Genomic DNA, 17113 nt, shown 5'->3' with positions numbered 1-17113 from the left:
TGCTATAATATTTTTTAAAATAAATTCTATAAACTATTCGATCATCATTAAATCTATAAACAGGCAATCTAAGCCTGTTTATAGATCACGTTTAAAGTACTTTTTTCTTTTCATATTCCAAAATCATAAAAGTAAAATTATTTTTTTTAAAAAAAAGACTGGACAGAAGACTCCTGTTTTGATTCATTGCACTCGATGGGGTTACTATGAATATCGAAGCAGTTTTTAAATCACATTATTCCAGAATTAAAGGAACGCGAGATGGCTAAATTGGACGCATATAATGCGCCAAGGGAGGTGTATGCTGATTCAAAATCAAGCGCTCAAAGTCGCAAGGAGCGGACAGAGCGTACCAATCTATTTTCTGGTTCTGCCTATAAAAAACTTCTTTTTATTGAACCTTGGCTGCGACGTTCACTCCCATTTGTAATTCTTGCATTTCTTGTTATACTAGCAGCAATCCGTTTCCTATCAATCTATGATTGGCGCAACACAATTGATAAAAACACGCATTCTACCATCACTCTCTTAGCTTCTCATATTACCAATACAATCGACCGTGACTTACTTGCCGCCACTCGACAAGGAAAAGCTGCTGCTCTTTCTCATAATCATTTACAAAATATCCTAACCAATTTTCGTAACAAAGGTTTTATAAAAACCAGCGCTGTTATTGCTATTGTCGATCAAAAAGGCAATGTCCTAGCTTCATCAAGTTCCGAGATTGTCTTAGGAAAACCCTTACAGGATTTTACCTCTGAAAGCATTACTTTACAAGCTCTAGGAAAACATGCTGGAATCATGAAAATTACAATAGGAAAAGATATTCCTGCTCTTGCTTCCTTTCAGCAAACAGAAAATGGACAATATGGGGTATTCATCAGTGAAAAAATGCAACATATTTACATGGAATGGCGGAAAGCTCTCTCGTTAAATATAACCATGTTCATTGGAACTAGTGGCGTTATCCTCGCTCTTCTTTATGCTTATTATAACCAAATTGTACGAGCACGCAAAACAGATCTTGTTTCAGAAAAAATTCAAAACCGTATTGATATGGCAATGATGCGTGGACGCTGTGGACTATGGGATTGGAATATGGCAAGTGGACGCGTCTACTGGTCACAAGCAATGTACGAAATGCTCGGCTATGTCCCTCAAGATGCATTGCTCTCAATTTCCCAAATTAGCGCCATTATCAATCCAAATGATGCGAATTTTTTTGACCTTGCTCAGGAATTAATGAGCGGTAAAAAAAAGCATATCGATATTAACGTTCCTATGCGTCATGCTGATGGTCATTATGTATGGATGCGCATTCGTGCCGAAGTGACTGAAGAAGAAGAACCCCATTTGGTTGGTATTTCCTTCGATATTAGTGAACAGCAACAATTGGCTGAACAAACGGCGCAAGCCGACCTTCGTATCCGTGATGCGATTGAAAACATTTCAGAATCTTTCGTCTTGTGGGATGCTGAAGGACGTTTAGTCATGTCCAACAGCAAATTTTGCGAATATGCCGCTATTCCTAAACAAATTCTACAATCAGGTATCCAACGTGCAACCGTCGAAGCCATGGCACGCCCTGCACTCAGTGAATATCCCCTTAAAGATGATGGTACTGGTAACTTAACCAGTATTCGCCAAACGGCAGATGGTTGTTGGCTCAAAATTAACGAACGACGAACCCAAGATGGAGGATTGGTTTGTATTGGTACTGACATTTCTGAGCTTAAACAACAACAGGAAAAATTTGAAGACAGTGAAAGGCGTCTTTTTTCTTTCATTCAAGAACTCAAGCGCGCGCGAGGGAGTGCTCAACAACGCGCGACAGAAGTTGAAAAACTTAATAAAAGTTTGAAAGCAGAAAAAGAACGCGCCGAAAGTGCTAATAAGGCTAAATCAGAATTTTTAGCCAATATGTCTCATGAATTGCGCACGCCTCTGAATGCTATTCTTGGTTTTTCAGACATCATGTTGCAATCAACTTTTGGTCCTCTTGGTTCACAACGCTATAAGGAATATATGCATGATATTTACAATTCAGGAACCCATCTTCTAACCCTTATCAATGACATCCTTGATATGTCAAAAATCGAAGCAGGAAGATTTACGCTTGATTGTAAAAATACCGATCTTGAGCCCATCATTAGTGAAGCAGTACGAACATTAACGCCTCAAGCTCAAGAAAAAAATATTGTTGTTACAACAAACATTACCCCAGAACTTCATGCTGAAGTTGATGGTCGTGCAATGAAACAGATTTTCCTTAATCTCATCTCTAATGCCGTTAAATTTACGCCTTCTGGTGGAAATATTGATGTCTGCGCTTTCAAGAAAAAAAATAATCTTATTTTTAAAATTACAGATACAGGTGTTGGTATTCCCCAATCAGCAATTAAAAAACTTGGGCAACCTTTTGAACAAGTTGAAAATCAGCTTACTAAATCTCATACGGGCTCAGGTCTTGGCTTAGCCATTTCACGCTCCTTGCTAGAACTCCACAAAGGAAAACTTGAAATTACTTCAAAAGAAATGAAAGGAACAACTGTAACGATTATAATGCCCATCACACAAAGTTAAATTTCTCCATTTTGTTCTCGTTGTAGTAAAATCTGTTTCCGTTTGTCCCCCCAACGATACCCTGAAATAAAACCATTTTTACGCACAACACGATGACAAGGAATGATAACAGCCAATTCGTTACGTGCACAGGCATTAGCAACGGCACGAAAAGCTTTCGGCATACCAATACGGCACGCTAAGATCTCATAGGAAATTGTTTCACCACATGGTATATCACATAATACTGCCCATACTTGTCGTTGAAAAACTGTACCATTTATATCTAAGGGAAAATTATATTTTCTTACCAGCTTAGGTGTTTCTATCATGGCTATAATATGGGCAACTTCTCTCTTAAATGTATTGTCACCTACAACTTGTTGTGCATCACCAAAGCGTATCGTAAACTCCTGTAATAATTGCTCTATAGTGTCTCCTAACGCTATATGACAAATCCCTTTTTGAGACCTAGCCACCAAAAGCTTTCCTATTGATACATCTTTCAAACAGAATCTCGTTTGGGAAATGTTCAGCATTTTAGCCTTCTTTATATTTTAAATAAGTCTTGAACATCATCAATAAAGTAAAAGGAGAGTATTCACTATCTTTTAAAAACAAACAAAATCATTCTGAAATTATATCCTTAGCCATTGTATTAAAATACACTCTCACCCTTTTATGAAATGGAAAGATACATAGATTGACTGTCTTCCTACCCTAAAACGGAAACTTCGACCAGAGCCGATCTATCAACAATCTTGCTTTTTATATAACAGATTCCAACTGAAACCATTTTATATGGTTTATTTCATAAGCTCTCTACAGACAAATCCTGTCCTGAATTCTATCATACACTCTAACAAAAAACACCTTAATGTGGTAAATTTTCATACCTTATATCACAGCTCTAAACGGCAGTATTTTACGGAACAACACGATAAGCTTTCTATTTCATTTTACGAAATCCCATTGAACCATAAATAATGGCTTATGTCTTACAAGCAACAGAAAAAGCGCGTGCTCTCTTAGGCAAAAAACGTCATAAAACACAAAATATGCAGGCAATGGATTGGAAAGATGTTCTGGCTTTTTATGCTCCACGTATGCTTGAATATTCTAATTTGTTGGAGCACTGTTATTATTTTTTTATCAAAGGTCATACTTTTGATAGACTGATGAGATGACTCAACTCAAAAAAGAAATTTATCTTCAATTTTATGAAAAAAAGCATGGAAAAGGTATTTTAATGCTTACTTTCTTTGTCACTTAACTTATAAAATGATTGTAGCCTCAGAACTGAAATATTTTGCCCGCAACAATCGCACATAGATATTTGTCATAGGAAAAAGTCATGCCCAAACGCACAGATATAAAATCTATTCTTATCATTGGAGCAGGACCTATTATCATTGGTCAGGCATGTGAATTTGATTATTCAGGCACTCAAGCCTGTAAAGCATTAAAAGAAGAAGGTTACCGAATTATTTTGGTAAATTCTAATCCTGCCACGATTATGACAGATCCAGATCTAGCTGATGCAACTTATATAGAGCCCATTACTCCTGAAATAGTTGCCAAAATTATTGCCCACGAGCGTCCCGATGCCCTTTTACCCACTATGGGAGGACAAACAGCCCTCAATACTGCTTTATCATTAAAGCGTATGGGTATTTTAGACCGCTATCATGTTGAAATGATAGGAGCCAATGCTGATGCTATTGATAAAGCTGAAGATCGTGCTTTATTCCGCCAAGCGATGGCAAAAATCGGTTTGGAAACGCCACGCTCTATGTTAGCCAATGCAACAGAACTGAAAGAAGAAAATCGCCAACAACACGCAAAAACGTGTGCTGAACTTAAAGCAAAGCTTTCTGGTGCTGCGCTTGACAAAGCACTCGAAGAACTTGAGCGCAACTGGCGACATACCGAAGCTGATCGCAAACAACATTATATCGCCCATGCAACAGCAAAAGCAGTTCAAGCTCTTGATGTTGTCGGGCTTCCAGCTATTATTCGTCCTTCATTTACCCTTGGTGGAACTGGTGGTGGAATCGCTTATAACCGCTCTGAATTCTATGAAATTATTGAACGTGGGCTTGAAGCTTCACCAACAACAGAAGTATTAATTGAAGAAAGTGTTTTAGGGTGGAAAGAATATGAGATGGAAGTTGTTCGTGATAAGAACGACAATTGTATCATCGTTTGTTCTATTGAAAACATTGATCCGATGGGGATTCATACCGGTGATTCGATCACTGTAGCACCTGCTCTCACCTTAACCGATAAAGAATATCAATGTATGCGTAATGCTTCGATTGCTGTTTTGCGTGAAATTGGTGTTGAAACGGGGGGATCCAATGTACAGTTTGCTGTCAATCCTGAAAATGGGCGCCTCATTGTTATTGAAATGAATCCGCGTGTTTCTCGCTCTTCAGCGCTTGCCTCAAAAGCAACGGGGTTTCCCATTGCTAAAGTAGCGGCTAAACTGGCTGTTGGTTATACACTTGATGAATTAAAAAATGATATCACGGGTGGTGCAACACCAGCATCATTTGAGCCTTCTATTGACTATATTGTGACAAAAATTCCTCGTTTTGCGTTCGAAAAATTTCCCGGTTCATCACCTGTCCTCACAACTGCGATGAAATCTGTAGGAGAAGTCATGGCAATTGGACGCACTTTTCAAGAATCGTTACAAAAAGCACTCCGTGGACTTGAAACAGGGCTTACGGGTCTTGATGAAATTGTGATTCCAGAGCATGCTGAAGGTGATGAAAAAAGTTCTATACGCTCCGCCATTGCCATACCAAGCCCTGATCGTCTACGCTATATTGCTCAAGCCATGCGCACAGGCTTACCCTTAAATGAGATTCACCAAATTAGCAAAATTGATCCGTGGTTTTTAGAACAAATAGCCTCCATCATTGAAATGGAGCAGCGTATCCGCATTCATGGATTACCCCAAGACGCAGATAACTTACGTATGTTAAAAGCTATGGGCTTTTCAGATGCGCGATTAGCCTCCCTTACAGGGAAAGAACCCGATTATATCGCAGCTTTACGCAAATCACTGAATGTTAAACACGTCTTCAAACGGATTGATACTTGTGCCGCTGAATTTTCTTCTCCTACAGCCTATATGTATTCAACATATGAAGTTCCCTTTGCAGGTGTAGAGCACTCGGAAGCACACGTTTCTGAACGCAAAAAAATTGCTATTTTAGGCGGTGGACCAAACCGCATTGGGCAAGGTATTGAATTTGATTACTGTTGCTGCCACGCTGCTTTTGCACTGCGTGATGCAGGATTTGAGGCGATTATGATTAACTGTAATCCTGAAACAGTTTCAACCGACTATGATACCTCTGATCGCCTTTACTTTGAATCTTTAACAACAGAAGACGTTATCGCTATTTTAGAAGCAGAACAGGAAAAAGGAGATTTGGTTGGAGTCATCGTCCAATTTGGCGGACAAACACCCTTGAAATTGGCAAGCGCTCTAGAAAAACACAACATCCCCATCCTAGGTACTTCACCTGACGCTATCGACTTAGCAGAAGATAGAGATCGCTTTCAAAAACTGTTATTTAAACTTAATTTAACACAACCTAAAAATGGTATTGCCCACTCCATTGAACAGGCACGCCTCATTGCCCACGAACTAGGCTTCCCCTTGGTTGTACGTCCCTCTTATGTTTTAGGAGGACGTGCTATGCAAATTATCCGTGATGAACGTAGCTTACAAAATTATTTACTTGAGAGTGTCCCCGAATTAATTTCAGAAGATATCAAAGTCCGTTATCCTAACGACACAACAGGACAAATCAATATATTGCTTGGTAAAAATCCGCTTCTCTTTGATACCTATTTAACAGAAGCAATTGAAGTAGACGTCGATTGTCTATGTGATGGCAAAGAAACACTAATCGTTGGTATTATGGAACACATTGAAGAAGCTGGTATCCACTCTGGTGATTCAGCATGTTCTTTACCAGTCCATACGCTCTCAAATAAAATAGTTACTGAATTAGAGCGCCAAACCAAAGCATTAGCACAAGCACTTCATGTTCGCGGCTTAATGAATGTACAATATGCTATAAAAGATGACACCATTTATGTCTTAGAAGTCAATCCCCGTGCTTCACGTACTGTCCCATTTGTTGCAAAAACGATTGGTCGCCCTATTGCTAAAATGGCTGCACGTATTATGGCAGGAGAAACGCTTCATGATGCTCTTCAAGCTTATGGTGGATTACCTTCTTTGCAGAAAAAACAACATATTGCTGTCAAGGAAGCAGTGTTTCCTTTTGCTCGTTTTTCAGGTGTTGATACACTTCTTGGTCCAGAAATGCGCTCAACCGGTGAAGTTATGGGTCTTGACTATGAATTTTCGCTTGCTTTTGCTAAAGCCCAACTTGGAGCTGGTGTAAAACTCCCTAAAGAGGGAACTTTGTTCGTTTCTGTAAGGGATGAAGATAAAAAACGCATCTTAAATCCTGTAAAACGTTTAACTGAGCTTGGCTTTTCTGTTGTCGCCACAAGTGGAACACAAAAATTTCTCACCGAACACCACGTTGAAGCAAAAAAAATCAACAAAGTTCTAGAGGGACACCCCCATATTGAAGATGCTATTCGTAATCGCCAAATTCAATTGATTTTTAATACAACTAGCACTGCCAGTGCCATCTCAGACTCAAAATCATTACGTTATGCAGCACTCATGCAAAATGTTCCCTATTATACAACAATATCTGGAGCCGAAGCCGTCGTAGAAGCGATCAAAGCACTCAAAAAAAGGCACCTTGAGGTACGTTCACTACAAAGTTATTTTAGTTGAATTTTTTTCTACTTAGCAAAATGTACACTGTTTTCTTATTTTTTCTTTATATAAAAATTGATTAAGACTTGCTTTTTGTTCTAAAAACTTTTATAGAGGTTTCATCGAATTTTCGGTTACGTGACTTTCTTTCCTGTGCAATCTGCACTTTCGACGAAACTTCTCCCACCTAATTTCGATCTACAACCGTATTGAAGGAATAAAAGCTTCAATGCTCAATATAATTATATATTCTAAGGAGTTTCCTATGTCTACAGGAACAGTTAAGTGGTTTAATACAACAAAAGGTTTCGGATTCATTCAGCCTAGTGATGGTAGTGCAGATGTATTTGTACACATTTCTGCCGTCGAGCGTTCAGGTCTAAACAGTCTTAATGAAGGGCAAAAAATCTCTTATGATGTTCTTCAAGATCGTCGTTCAGGAAAATTTGCCGCTGGTAACCTTGCAGCACTTTAAAGTTTAAATTCTGCAATATTTTATTTAGAAATCTTCGTCTGTAACGACGAAGATTTTTTATTTTGTATAAAGCATTATTTTACCTTGTTAAAATAAAAGACTGTTTATCTCCTTTGCACAATTCATCAAACCTCTTTTATACTTCCTCAAAAACTTTCATAAAATCTACGAAGAGATTATCTTGTAAAATATCTCAAAAAAGAAGAATATAAAGCCCGTGTAAGAGTATTTTGGAAGTTTTTTATTGCATACAATATAATCTCTTATAGAATATCCTTAAAGCAATAACCATTTGTTGATATAATATAAGGATTTAAAATTATGGCTTTTATTGCCGACAAACTGTCTCGTATCAAACCTTCTGCAACAATTGCTGCTTCTCAAAAGGCCCGTCATTTAAAAGCATTAGGGTGCAATGTTATTGCTTTAAGTGCTGGAGAGCCAGACTTTGATACCCCAGACAACATCAAAAACGCGGCTATTGAAGCTATTCGAAGGGGAGAAACAAAATACCCTCCCATATCTGGAATTCCAGAATTGCGCCAAGCAATTTCTGCAAAGTTTAAAAGAGAAAATAACCTTCTTTATCAACCAGAACAAATTATTGTTGGTACTGGTGGAAAACAAATTCTCTTTAATGCATTCATGGCAACTTTGAATAAAGGAGATGAGGTCATCATTCCATCCCCTTATTGGGTTAGTTATCCAGAAATGGTCGCACTCAACGATGGTACGCCTGTCTTTTTAGAAACAAAAGCCGAATTTTCTTATAAACTCCAACCACAAGAGCTAGAAGCTGCCATTACCCCCAAAACCAAATGGTTCATCTTTAACTCTCCTTCAAATCCATCAGGTGCCGCTTATACACATAATGAATTGAAAAAACTCACAGATGTTTTAGTAAAATATCCTCATGTTTATATCCTTTCCGATGATATATATGAACATCTCACATATGAGGGTTTTACCTTTGTGACTCCAGCTCAAGTAGAACCAGCGCTTTATGAGCGTACACTCACAATGAATGGTGTTTCTAAAGCCTATGCGATGACGGGATGGAGAATCGGTTATGCAGGCGGACCACAAGAATTAATTAAAGCCATGGATACCATTCAAGGACAGCAAACATCTGGAACAAGTGTCATTTCACAATGGGCTGCGGTTGAAGCACTCAACGGGCCACAAGACTTTATTGCTAAAAATAAAAATATTTTTCAAGCACGCCGTGATCTCGTTGTCTCCATGCTAAATCAAGCTCCTGGCATTCACTGTCCAACGCCTGAGGGTGCTTTTTATGTTTATCCTTCTTGCACCGGACTTATTGGAAAGAAAACACCCAATGGTCAACGTATTACGAATGATGAAGACTTTGCCATAGCGCTTCTAGAAACAGAAGCTGTTGCTGTCGTCCAAGGATCTGCTTTTGGACTTGGATCAGCTTTTCGTATTTCTTATGCAACATCAGAAGAATTACTTGAAAAAGCTTGTATACGTATACAGCGTTTTTGCAACAGTTTAATTTAAAATTTTTAATATCATCTCTTGTGATTGTTTTTTGCCGAATGTTAGTATATCCGAGAAAATATCTGAAACTGTGTCATGGTCTAAATCTATCGATTCAGCAAAAATATCTATGAATAAACACAAAAATAGATGCTGTAGATAAAGATCAAAAAAATTTAGCTATCAAATAAATGAATCGGTCTATTATCATAAGAGATGACAAGCCTATTCTACTTTCTCCATTCAATTTATAACTCTAAAAAAGACCGAGCACTTTTAAACACAATTGCCCTTATAATCAAAGGCCCTTACAATAAAATCTCTTCTATTTCTCAGCTTCTTCTTCGTCCTAAAACGAAGAAGAAGCCACCTCCCATCGTTGTGTAAACAATCCAGTTTCCTTTAAGTTCTATTTAATAACTACTTGATTTACTTCATAGGCTTTATGAACAAGACCTGCCTTAAATATTCACCTCACATTCTAATAAAAAGCACTTCATGTATAAGGTTTTAAATATTTTATATCACGCCCCTAAAAGACAGACTTTTACAGTACAATAGAATACCCCCTCTCAAACTCCTCATTGAATTTTAGTATTCTTAAAAAATTGTTGGATATCCACCAGTTTCGAAATTTTTTCTTTATCATCTTCCCATATATTGCAATTTCTAGGGACTCTTTCAAAAATTAAAAAAAAGCCGGACATATGTCCGGCAAATTTGGAAAATCCTCAGAGATAAAATCAATCTGATAGATCTTCGTAAGGGAACACTCAAGAAAACGAAACTGGGAGGCAACATAATCAAGAGATAGTATTCTATGTCATTTTATAAGGAAAAGCACAACAAAGACTTAAGCGTATCTGCTATGCAATAAACACATAGCTTTAAATTTGTCTCCATCATGTACCACTCTCTTTAATTAAATAGTAAAAATGTTAACTACACCATCACACGATTGTCCATTTTTCAATATATAATAACCCTCATGGTTGCTAGTATTCAGAAAAAACATTTATCCCTCTTTTCAAAAATATTTACCCACACAGCTAATTATTCCTTATAAATTAAGATATTAATATTAAAAAGACCACTGGCGAGCTTTTAAAAAAATATAATCTCGAAAAGCATTTAACCTTGCCAAATTCTTTAAATTATAAGGATAACAAAAAAAAGTATCAAAAGAAGGAATATCAACCATATCAGGAAAAAGACGCACTAAATGCTCATCATTATTGACGATATAATCAGGAAGCACAGCAATCCCAAGATCACGCATAAGCGCATTCTTTATTGAGATGATATTGTTGATTTGTAGAACTGAAACGCGCAATGATCCATCACTTCTACCAGCCTTTTCCAACCAATTTAAACCAGATAAATAAGGTGGAACAGGTTCACCGAACGAAATAATACGATGCTCATCGAGATCAGACAATTTTTCCGGCTTTCCATAATTTGCAATATACTTTTCCGAAGCATAAACATGCATATGAATTGTAAAGAGTTTTCTTTGTATAAGATCAGGTTGTTTGGGTTGATGCAAGCGAACAGCACAATCCGCATGACACATTGTCAAATCAAGCTCTTCATCGGAAAGCAAAAGCTGAACCTGCATATCAGGATAAAGACTAAGAAATTCTGGCATACGCTCTGCAATCCACCCTGCCCCCATTCCAAAGGTCGAGGTCACACGCAAGTGCCCCGTTGGTTTTGCATAGCTTTCACTTAATTGCAAACGCACACTTTCAAGCTTCATCAAAACATCATGAGCTGTACGATAAAGAGTTTCTCCCTGTTCTGTAAGAATCAAACCACGCGCATGACGTTGAAATAAGGATACCCCAACCTCTTGTTCTAAAGCCGAAACCTGTCGTGAAACGGCTGATTGAGATAAATGAAGTTTTTGAGCAGCATGCGTAAAAGATCCCGCTTCTGCTGCAGCGTGAAAAACCCTTAACTTATCCCAATCCAACGGTGGCGCCACAATTAATTCTACCTCTATATTCTCTATGTTCTCAATGAGTGACTAACGCTTGGGTATATCCAAAAACCGTTCTGCTTCCAACGCTGCCATACATCCTCTTCCCGCAGCTGTTACAGCTTGGCGGAATGTTTCATCTGTCACATCCCCAGCAGCAAAAACACCAGCAATGCTTGTTGCTGTTGAGTCCGGTGCTGTCCATAAATAGCCGCCTCGTTTTTGTTTCAGCTGTCCTTCAAACAGAGAAACAGCAGGATCATGCCCAATGGCAATAAATATGCCCTCTGCATTCACTTTCATCTCGTGACCTGTCTTAACATTTTTCAGACGTGCCCCTGTTACAACAGCGCCCATTGAATCTTGAGCTGGCAGCCCCACAATTTCTTCAACCACATGATCCCAAAGAACACGTACATTATTACAAGCCAGCAACCTATCTTGCAAAATTTTTTCTGCCCGAAACTGCCCCCGCCTGTGAACCACGCTTACACTTTTAGCCAAATGCGATAAATAAAGTGCTTCTTCAACAGCCGTATTTCCTCCTCCCACGACAATAACGTCCTTATCACGATAAAAAAAGCCATCACATGTAGCACAAGCAGAAACACCTCCGCCCATAAAGGTCTGTTCACTTTCTAAACCAAGCCAGCGCGCTTGAGCTCCTGTTGCAATAATCAGTGCATCACAAGAATATTGTGTTCCTGAATCCCCATATAAGACAAAAGGATACTTCAACAAATCAGCCTTTATAATTGTATCATAGACAATTTTTGTCCCCATATTCTCAGCTTGTTTCGCCATTTGTTCCATCAACCATGGTCCTTGAATGGGATCTGCAAAACCTGGATAATTCTCAACATCAGTTGTAATTGTCAATTGCCCCCCCTGCTGCAAGCCCGTCACCAAAACAGGCTTAAGCATTGCTCTTGCTGCATAGATCGCCGCTGTATAACCAGCCGGACCTGAGCCAATAATCAGCAGACGAATATGCGATTGTACCATTAAATCCCCTTCACTTTATTATAACTTAATTATTCTATAAATGATAACGGAATTCAGCCTTTTAAAAAAATATTTTTCAAGAGCCCTAATTATGTTATGTATACTTCTTTTCAAGTTTTATGAAAAGGTCTGATTACTAATTCATCAAGGCACGCTAATGTTAAGAATTAATCCTTATCCTATAAAGAGAAAAATGTAACTTCTTATGAGCACAAAACCATAATAAAAAGAGATACAAAGATAGGGAACGATCATTTTTCAATTTATTATCAATGTCTGTGCACGTTTTGCCTTAATCATGGGAGGAGCAATGCTTTTGCCAATTTTTGTGGATTTGCACGACAACAATCGTAATTGGATAAGCTTTCTCTATTCTTGTGCCATAACCACCATGTTAGCAACGCTGATTCTTCTAGCAACTAAGGGAGCTACTTGTCGTTTTTCAGCACGGCTTGGCTTTATGCTCACTGTTTGTCTTTGGCTTACAGGAAGCATCGTAGGTGCCTTACCTCTTTATCTTTCTCCTCTTCCCATTTCTCTAGCAGGAGCCATTTTTGAATCTGTTTCTGGAATTACAACAACAGGCTCCACAGTCCTTTCTGATCTTGATAATTTATCGCGAAGTATTTTATTATGGCGTTCTCTTATATGCTGGATTGGGGGCATTGGTTTTATCGGTTTAGCCCTCTTAATTTTGCCTTCACTGCGTGTGGGTGGCGTGCGGCTTTTTCATATGGAATCATCTGATAAATCTGAAAAAATATTGCCTCGCATCAACCAAATTGCTAACGGAATTATCATCGCTTATGTTGGGTTAACATTGGCTTGTATGCTTTCTTATTTTGCTGCAGGCATGAATTTATTTGATGCCATTAACCATGCAATGAGTACAGTAGCAACAGCTGGTTTTTCAACGCATGATGCTTCTTTTGGCTATTTTTCTGATACACCAGCCATCTTAATTATTTCAACAATCTTCATGTTGCTTTCTGCTTTACCCTTCGTACTTTATGTTAAATTAGTCCTTCCTGGACACTCCAAACGCTTCCTTGACCCACAAGTGATTGTTTTTCTCCATATCGTTCTCCTTTTCAGCTTTGCTTTAGCGGCATGGCTACGGTTTTATGATCATCGCGCGTTCTACTTGATTTTTCTTGATGTCATTTTTCACCTTTCATCCATTATTAGCACCACCGGTTACAGCGCTGAAGATTATCAACTTTGGGGAGCGTTTGCGCTTGGAATTTTCTTTATTGTTTCTTTTACAGGCGGATGTGCTGGTTCTACTTCTGGTGGCATGAAAATCAATCGCCTCATTATTCTTTGGCGTATTACACAAACAAATATAGAAAAACTTCTTTCTCCTAATGTCGTTGTAAAAGCGCGCTACGATCACTCAAATATATCAAATGATGTTGCTCAAGCCGTTTTGTTTTTTGTCTGTCTTTATATGTTTTGCCTTGTTATCGGCACTGCACTTTTGCTTACAACCGGTCTTGACTTTACCTCTGCCTTTACGGGGGTCTTAACCGCACTTTCAAATGTTGGTCCAGGCTTTGGAGATATTATTGGCCCTACTGGTAATTTCTCTACAATCAACGATCATGCTTTATGGATTTTAAGTTTTCTAATGTTAGCTGGACGCCTTGAAATCATAACAATATTCGTCCTTTTTATTCCCGCTTTCTGGCGTGAACAATTCTAATGTATAGAGTATTTTATGCTACCATGATAAAAAATTGACAAGATAAAAAGGCGAGAACAGTATGCGTCATAATATTCACTCCTCACCCAATCTACTGAAGATTTCCTAAAATTTCATACAAAACATCATATCAATGATATAAAAATAATTCAACAAAAACAATCAAATACCGATATTCTCAAAGCCATAACATATAAAACTTCACTTTATTGATCTTCTTTATCAAATAAAGTGGACGCATAGAACATTCTTTTTTACGAATAATCTCTCATGCAAAAATATGAACATTTGCTGATAAAAGTGTTTTTCTTTTTAATAGAGTTACACCCTTATAGAAAATAAAATGCTATTATATTACGAACTCACAAGCTTGTAAAAAACATCTCACAATACTCATCACCCCCATTTCACGACAGCCCTTATGAAAGATATAAAATGGGCACCATCATTTTTACTTAAATAATAATAAGGTGCAAGTCGCTACTACAAAATAAGATATAAATTAGTACCACCATATTATTTTCTTTCTGCTAATATCGTAACAGCCTACATTTCAGACAATTTATAAGAAATCTCTTTACACCCTGTCTTCAATAGTTTTTATCCACCACATGCCTTCTTCCAATTGTGATGTGCAAGAAGATAGCTCTCATTAATTTAATATCAACAGATTTTACATGAGAAAATCTTACGATACTCAAAGCTCTTATTCAAATTGAAAAGGTAAATTATCTATAAAAATCATATATATATTGATCTTAAATCCATCTTATTATGAATTTATTGAAAATATGTACGACTATTTTATTCATGGAGATACCATCATTATCTTTTTAAGACAAGAAAACGTTTTTTTGCTATCTATTTAAGTCTTACAAAACGAACAATATCAGTACAACACCGTATAAGATAGTGCATAAATCCCCAGACTTGAGTTAAAGCATTATTTTCTTATTCTAAAATATCAATGAATAAAAGTAGCTTTCCTCTCTCTTATTATGCTTTATCATAAGCTACATATCGCTCTCAAGCGTATACATTTTTAATATTTTATCCAAAATTTTGAGAACTTTTTATAGCGTGCTACTAAAGACAATATAAATTTTGTAAAATAACATTTATATCATTGAGCTGTTTTCTTGATGACTATGAAAAACCTTTAAGGAAAATACTTTTATCATTCCTCAAAAAGATTTTTGATATAATAATCAAAGTGTTTTTTCTGCAAACAGTTCTTTGTAAACACTTTCAATCTTGCTTGCCTCTTTTTCCAAAGGAAAGTGAGTACGAACATGGGTTAAAGCTTTCTTTCCGGCTGCCAATGTTTTTTCTACATCAGCAAAATAAGGTTCAATTGCTGCTGTTAAAGCCGCTCCATCTCCTGCTTGAACAACCGTTCCTGTTCCCTCGACCACCAATTCTTTAAAAATTCCTACATCACTCGCCACTACAGCCGTCTGTGATGCCATTGCCTCCAATGGCGTCAGACCAAAACCTTCCAAACGAGAAGGAGTTACATAAAGTGATAAACGGCGATACCACACAGGTATATCAAGCCTTTCACCAAGAAAAATAATGCGGTCGTTTAAACCAGCTTCAGCAATCTTCTGTCGTAATTTCTTTTCAAAACCATAATGCTGTTCTGTAGTCCGACCAGCGATAAGTGCTGTCCATTCGGGATAGTCAGGCAATAATGCTATCATCGCGTCCACAAACAAATCAGTACCCTTTAAATAGCGCACGCGCCCAAAACATCCTACCGCATATTTTCCTGGCACCCCAGTTGCTGGAAAGTAATCATCAGGAATTTTGGGTGGTGAAAAACGCCTAATATCCACTCCATGCATAATAACCTTATGAGGCACTTCTAGATAGGTTCCCGTACATACACTAGTAGCGATAACTTTATCCATACGACGAAGCAACCATTTGGTAAAAGGCTTGTGTTCGCGTCGAGATGCCGAAGTAAAGATGAGTTTAAGCTTCATTCGCAAAACATCGCGTAAAAACACCCCGCAAAGCATCTCAATATTGCGTCGTGCATGCCAAATACGAAATGGCTTCCCTTTCGGACTTTTCCAAAGTCCGAAAAGGTCCTTAAAGGCAAGTGTCGGTAAAGTTCGTGGTAAACCAAACCCCAAAGTGGATATACGCACACCCTGTTCGCGTTGCAGTGGAATAAGCTGAATAATCGTAGATGTTACTCCCGATAAACGCCTTTTCAAGTGAGGCGCAATAATCTCAGTTTCGTCCAAAGATACACGCATAATAATCCATATGTTATTTAGATGTACTGAACCTTAATGATCTCGTAATTATGCGCACCACCTGGTGCATTCACCTCAATCACATCACCTTCTTGCTTGCCAATAAGTGCACGTGCGATAGGCGAAGAAATAGAGATTTTACCAACCTTTACATCAGCTTCTTGATCTCCTACGATCTGATACACTTTTTTTTCTTCAGTGTCCTCATCCAAGAGTTTAATGGTTGCGCCAAATTTTATTTTGTTACCTGAAAGACGCGAGACATCTATAACTTCTGCTCGTGCGATATAATCTTCAAGCTCATTTATACGCCCCTCATTATGACTTTGCGCTTCTTTAGCTGCATGATACTCAGCATTTTCAGATAAATCACCATGCGCACGCGCCTCAGAAATTGCTTCAATAATTCGCGGACGCTCCTGTTGTTGACGCCAACGCAACTCTTCTTTAAGACTCTCAAAACCAGCTGTAGTCATCGGAACTTTTTCCATAATCCGTCCCTTTCTATTACACGGAAGGTTTAATAAAAATACAAAAAACGGCTTCCAAAATTACTTTTGGAATCCGAAAACTACGATCTTTTTTATTATATAGTACAGTATCGCTGTTTTCCATACAAAAATAAATAAAGGAAACAAAACATGCACAAATAGTGATTAAAACATCTCATTTTGGTGTTTAAAACGTTAAACTTCACTCTTCTCTTTAAAGTATCCTAAAGAAGAAAGAATTGTATTTTTTTCTGTTTTATCATAATCTAGTAAAAGAAATTATATGGAATATGAAGAGAGAA

11 protein-coding genes are annotated in these 17113 nt (G+C 37.8%); 6 read left to right on the top strand and 5 right to left on the bottom strand.

Translation table 11 applies throughout. From position 1 onward, the window contains the following. Positions 1 to 261 precede the first annotated feature (261 nt). Positions 262 to 2583, top strand: a complete 2322-nt coding sequence (locus ACFIK1_RS00350) for an ATP-binding protein (protein ID WP_375661807.1) — start codon at positions 262 to 264, stop codon at positions 2581 to 2583. Here ACFIK1_RS00350 and ACFIK1_RS00345 read toward each other — a convergent pair. Then, the gene (locus ACFIK1_RS00345) at positions 2580 to 3101 is read right to left on the bottom strand and encodes a methylated-DNA--[protein]-cysteine S-methyltransferase (protein WP_375661806.1); all 522 of its coding nucleotides are present in this window, start codon (positions 3099 to 3101) and stop codon (positions 2580 to 2582) included. The genes ACFIK1_RS00350 and ACFIK1_RS00345 overlap by 4 nt on opposite strands. 447 nt (positions 3102 to 3548) lie before the next feature. Between ACFIK1_RS00345 and ACFIK1_RS00340 the strand changes: the two genes are divergently transcribed. From ACFIK1_RS00340 to ACFIK1_RS00325, 4 genes are all read left to right on the top strand, one after another. Beyond that, complete coding sequence (locus ACFIK1_RS00340) at positions 3549 to 3749, top strand: hypothetical protein (RefSeq protein WP_375654985.1); 201 nt, start codon at positions 3549 to 3551, stop codon at positions 3747 to 3749. A gap of 167 nt (positions 3750 to 3916) precedes the next feature. Continuing rightward, on the top strand, positions 3917 to 7402 hold the full coding sequence (carB, locus tag ACFIK1_RS00335) for a carbamoyl-phosphate synthase large subunit (protein ID WP_375636246.1): 3486 nt from the start codon (positions 3917 to 3919) through the stop codon (positions 7400 to 7402). A gap of 247 nt (positions 7403 to 7649) precedes the next feature. Further along, positions 7650 to 7859, top strand: a complete 210-nt coding sequence (locus tag ACFIK1_RS00330) for a cold-shock protein (RefSeq protein WP_012754908.1) — start codon at positions 7650 to 7652, stop codon at positions 7857 to 7859. 321 nt (positions 7860 to 8180) lie between these two features. Continuing rightward, positions 8181 to 9383, top strand: a complete 1203-nt coding sequence (locus ACFIK1_RS00325) for a pyridoxal phosphate-dependent aminotransferase (protein ID WP_375661805.1) — start codon at positions 8181 to 8183, stop codon at positions 9381 to 9383. Positions 9384 to 10443: 1060 nt separating this feature from the next. Here ACFIK1_RS00325 and ACFIK1_RS00320 read toward each other — a convergent pair. After that, a complete protein-coding gene (locus ACFIK1_RS00320; RefSeq protein WP_273791217.1) occupies positions 10444 to 11349 on the bottom strand; it encodes a LysR family transcriptional regulator in 906 nt (301 codons plus the stop codon). Positions 11350 to 11391: 42 nt separating this feature from the next. Next, entirely contained in the window at positions 11392 to 12348 is a 957-nt protein-coding gene (trxB, locus tag ACFIK1_RS00315; protein WP_375636244.1) for a thioredoxin-disulfide reductase, read from the bottom strand. Between the two features lie 310 nt (positions 12349 to 12658). Between trxB and ACFIK1_RS00310 the strand changes: the two genes are divergently transcribed. Continuing rightward, positions 12659 to 14053 (top strand): TrkH family potassium uptake protein, encoded by a 1395-nt coding sequence (locus tag ACFIK1_RS00310; protein ID WP_375634194.1) that lies wholly within the window; start codon positions 12659 to 12661, stop codon positions 14051 to 14053. Between the two features lie 1208 nt (positions 14054 to 15261). On the opposite strand, the gene ACFIK1_RS00305 is transcribed toward ACFIK1_RS00310, so the two are convergent. Both ACFIK1_RS00305 and greA read right to left on the bottom strand, forming a co-directional pair. Next, positions 15262 to 16320: a glycosyltransferase family 4 protein gene (locus ACFIK1_RS00305; protein ID WP_375661804.1), complete on the bottom strand. Its 1059-nt coding sequence runs from the start codon at positions 16318 to 16320 to the stop codon at positions 15262 to 15264. Positions 16321 to 16337: 17 nt separating this feature from the next. Continuing rightward, positions 16338 to 16811: a transcription elongation factor GreA gene (gene greA, locus ACFIK1_RS00300; RefSeq protein ID WP_375661803.1), complete on the bottom strand. Its 474-nt coding sequence runs from the start codon at positions 16809 to 16811 to the stop codon at positions 16338 to 16340. Between the last annotated feature and the right edge of the window lie 302 nt (positions 16812 to 17113).

The organism is Bartonella sp. OC16QHHD (genome assembly GCF_042194035.1).
Lineage (GTDB): Bacteria > Pseudomonadota > Alphaproteobacteria > Rhizobiales > Rhizobiaceae > Bartonella.
Note: the sequence above shows the minus strand (reverse complement) of the source record. Positions and strands in the feature narration are given on the sequence as shown.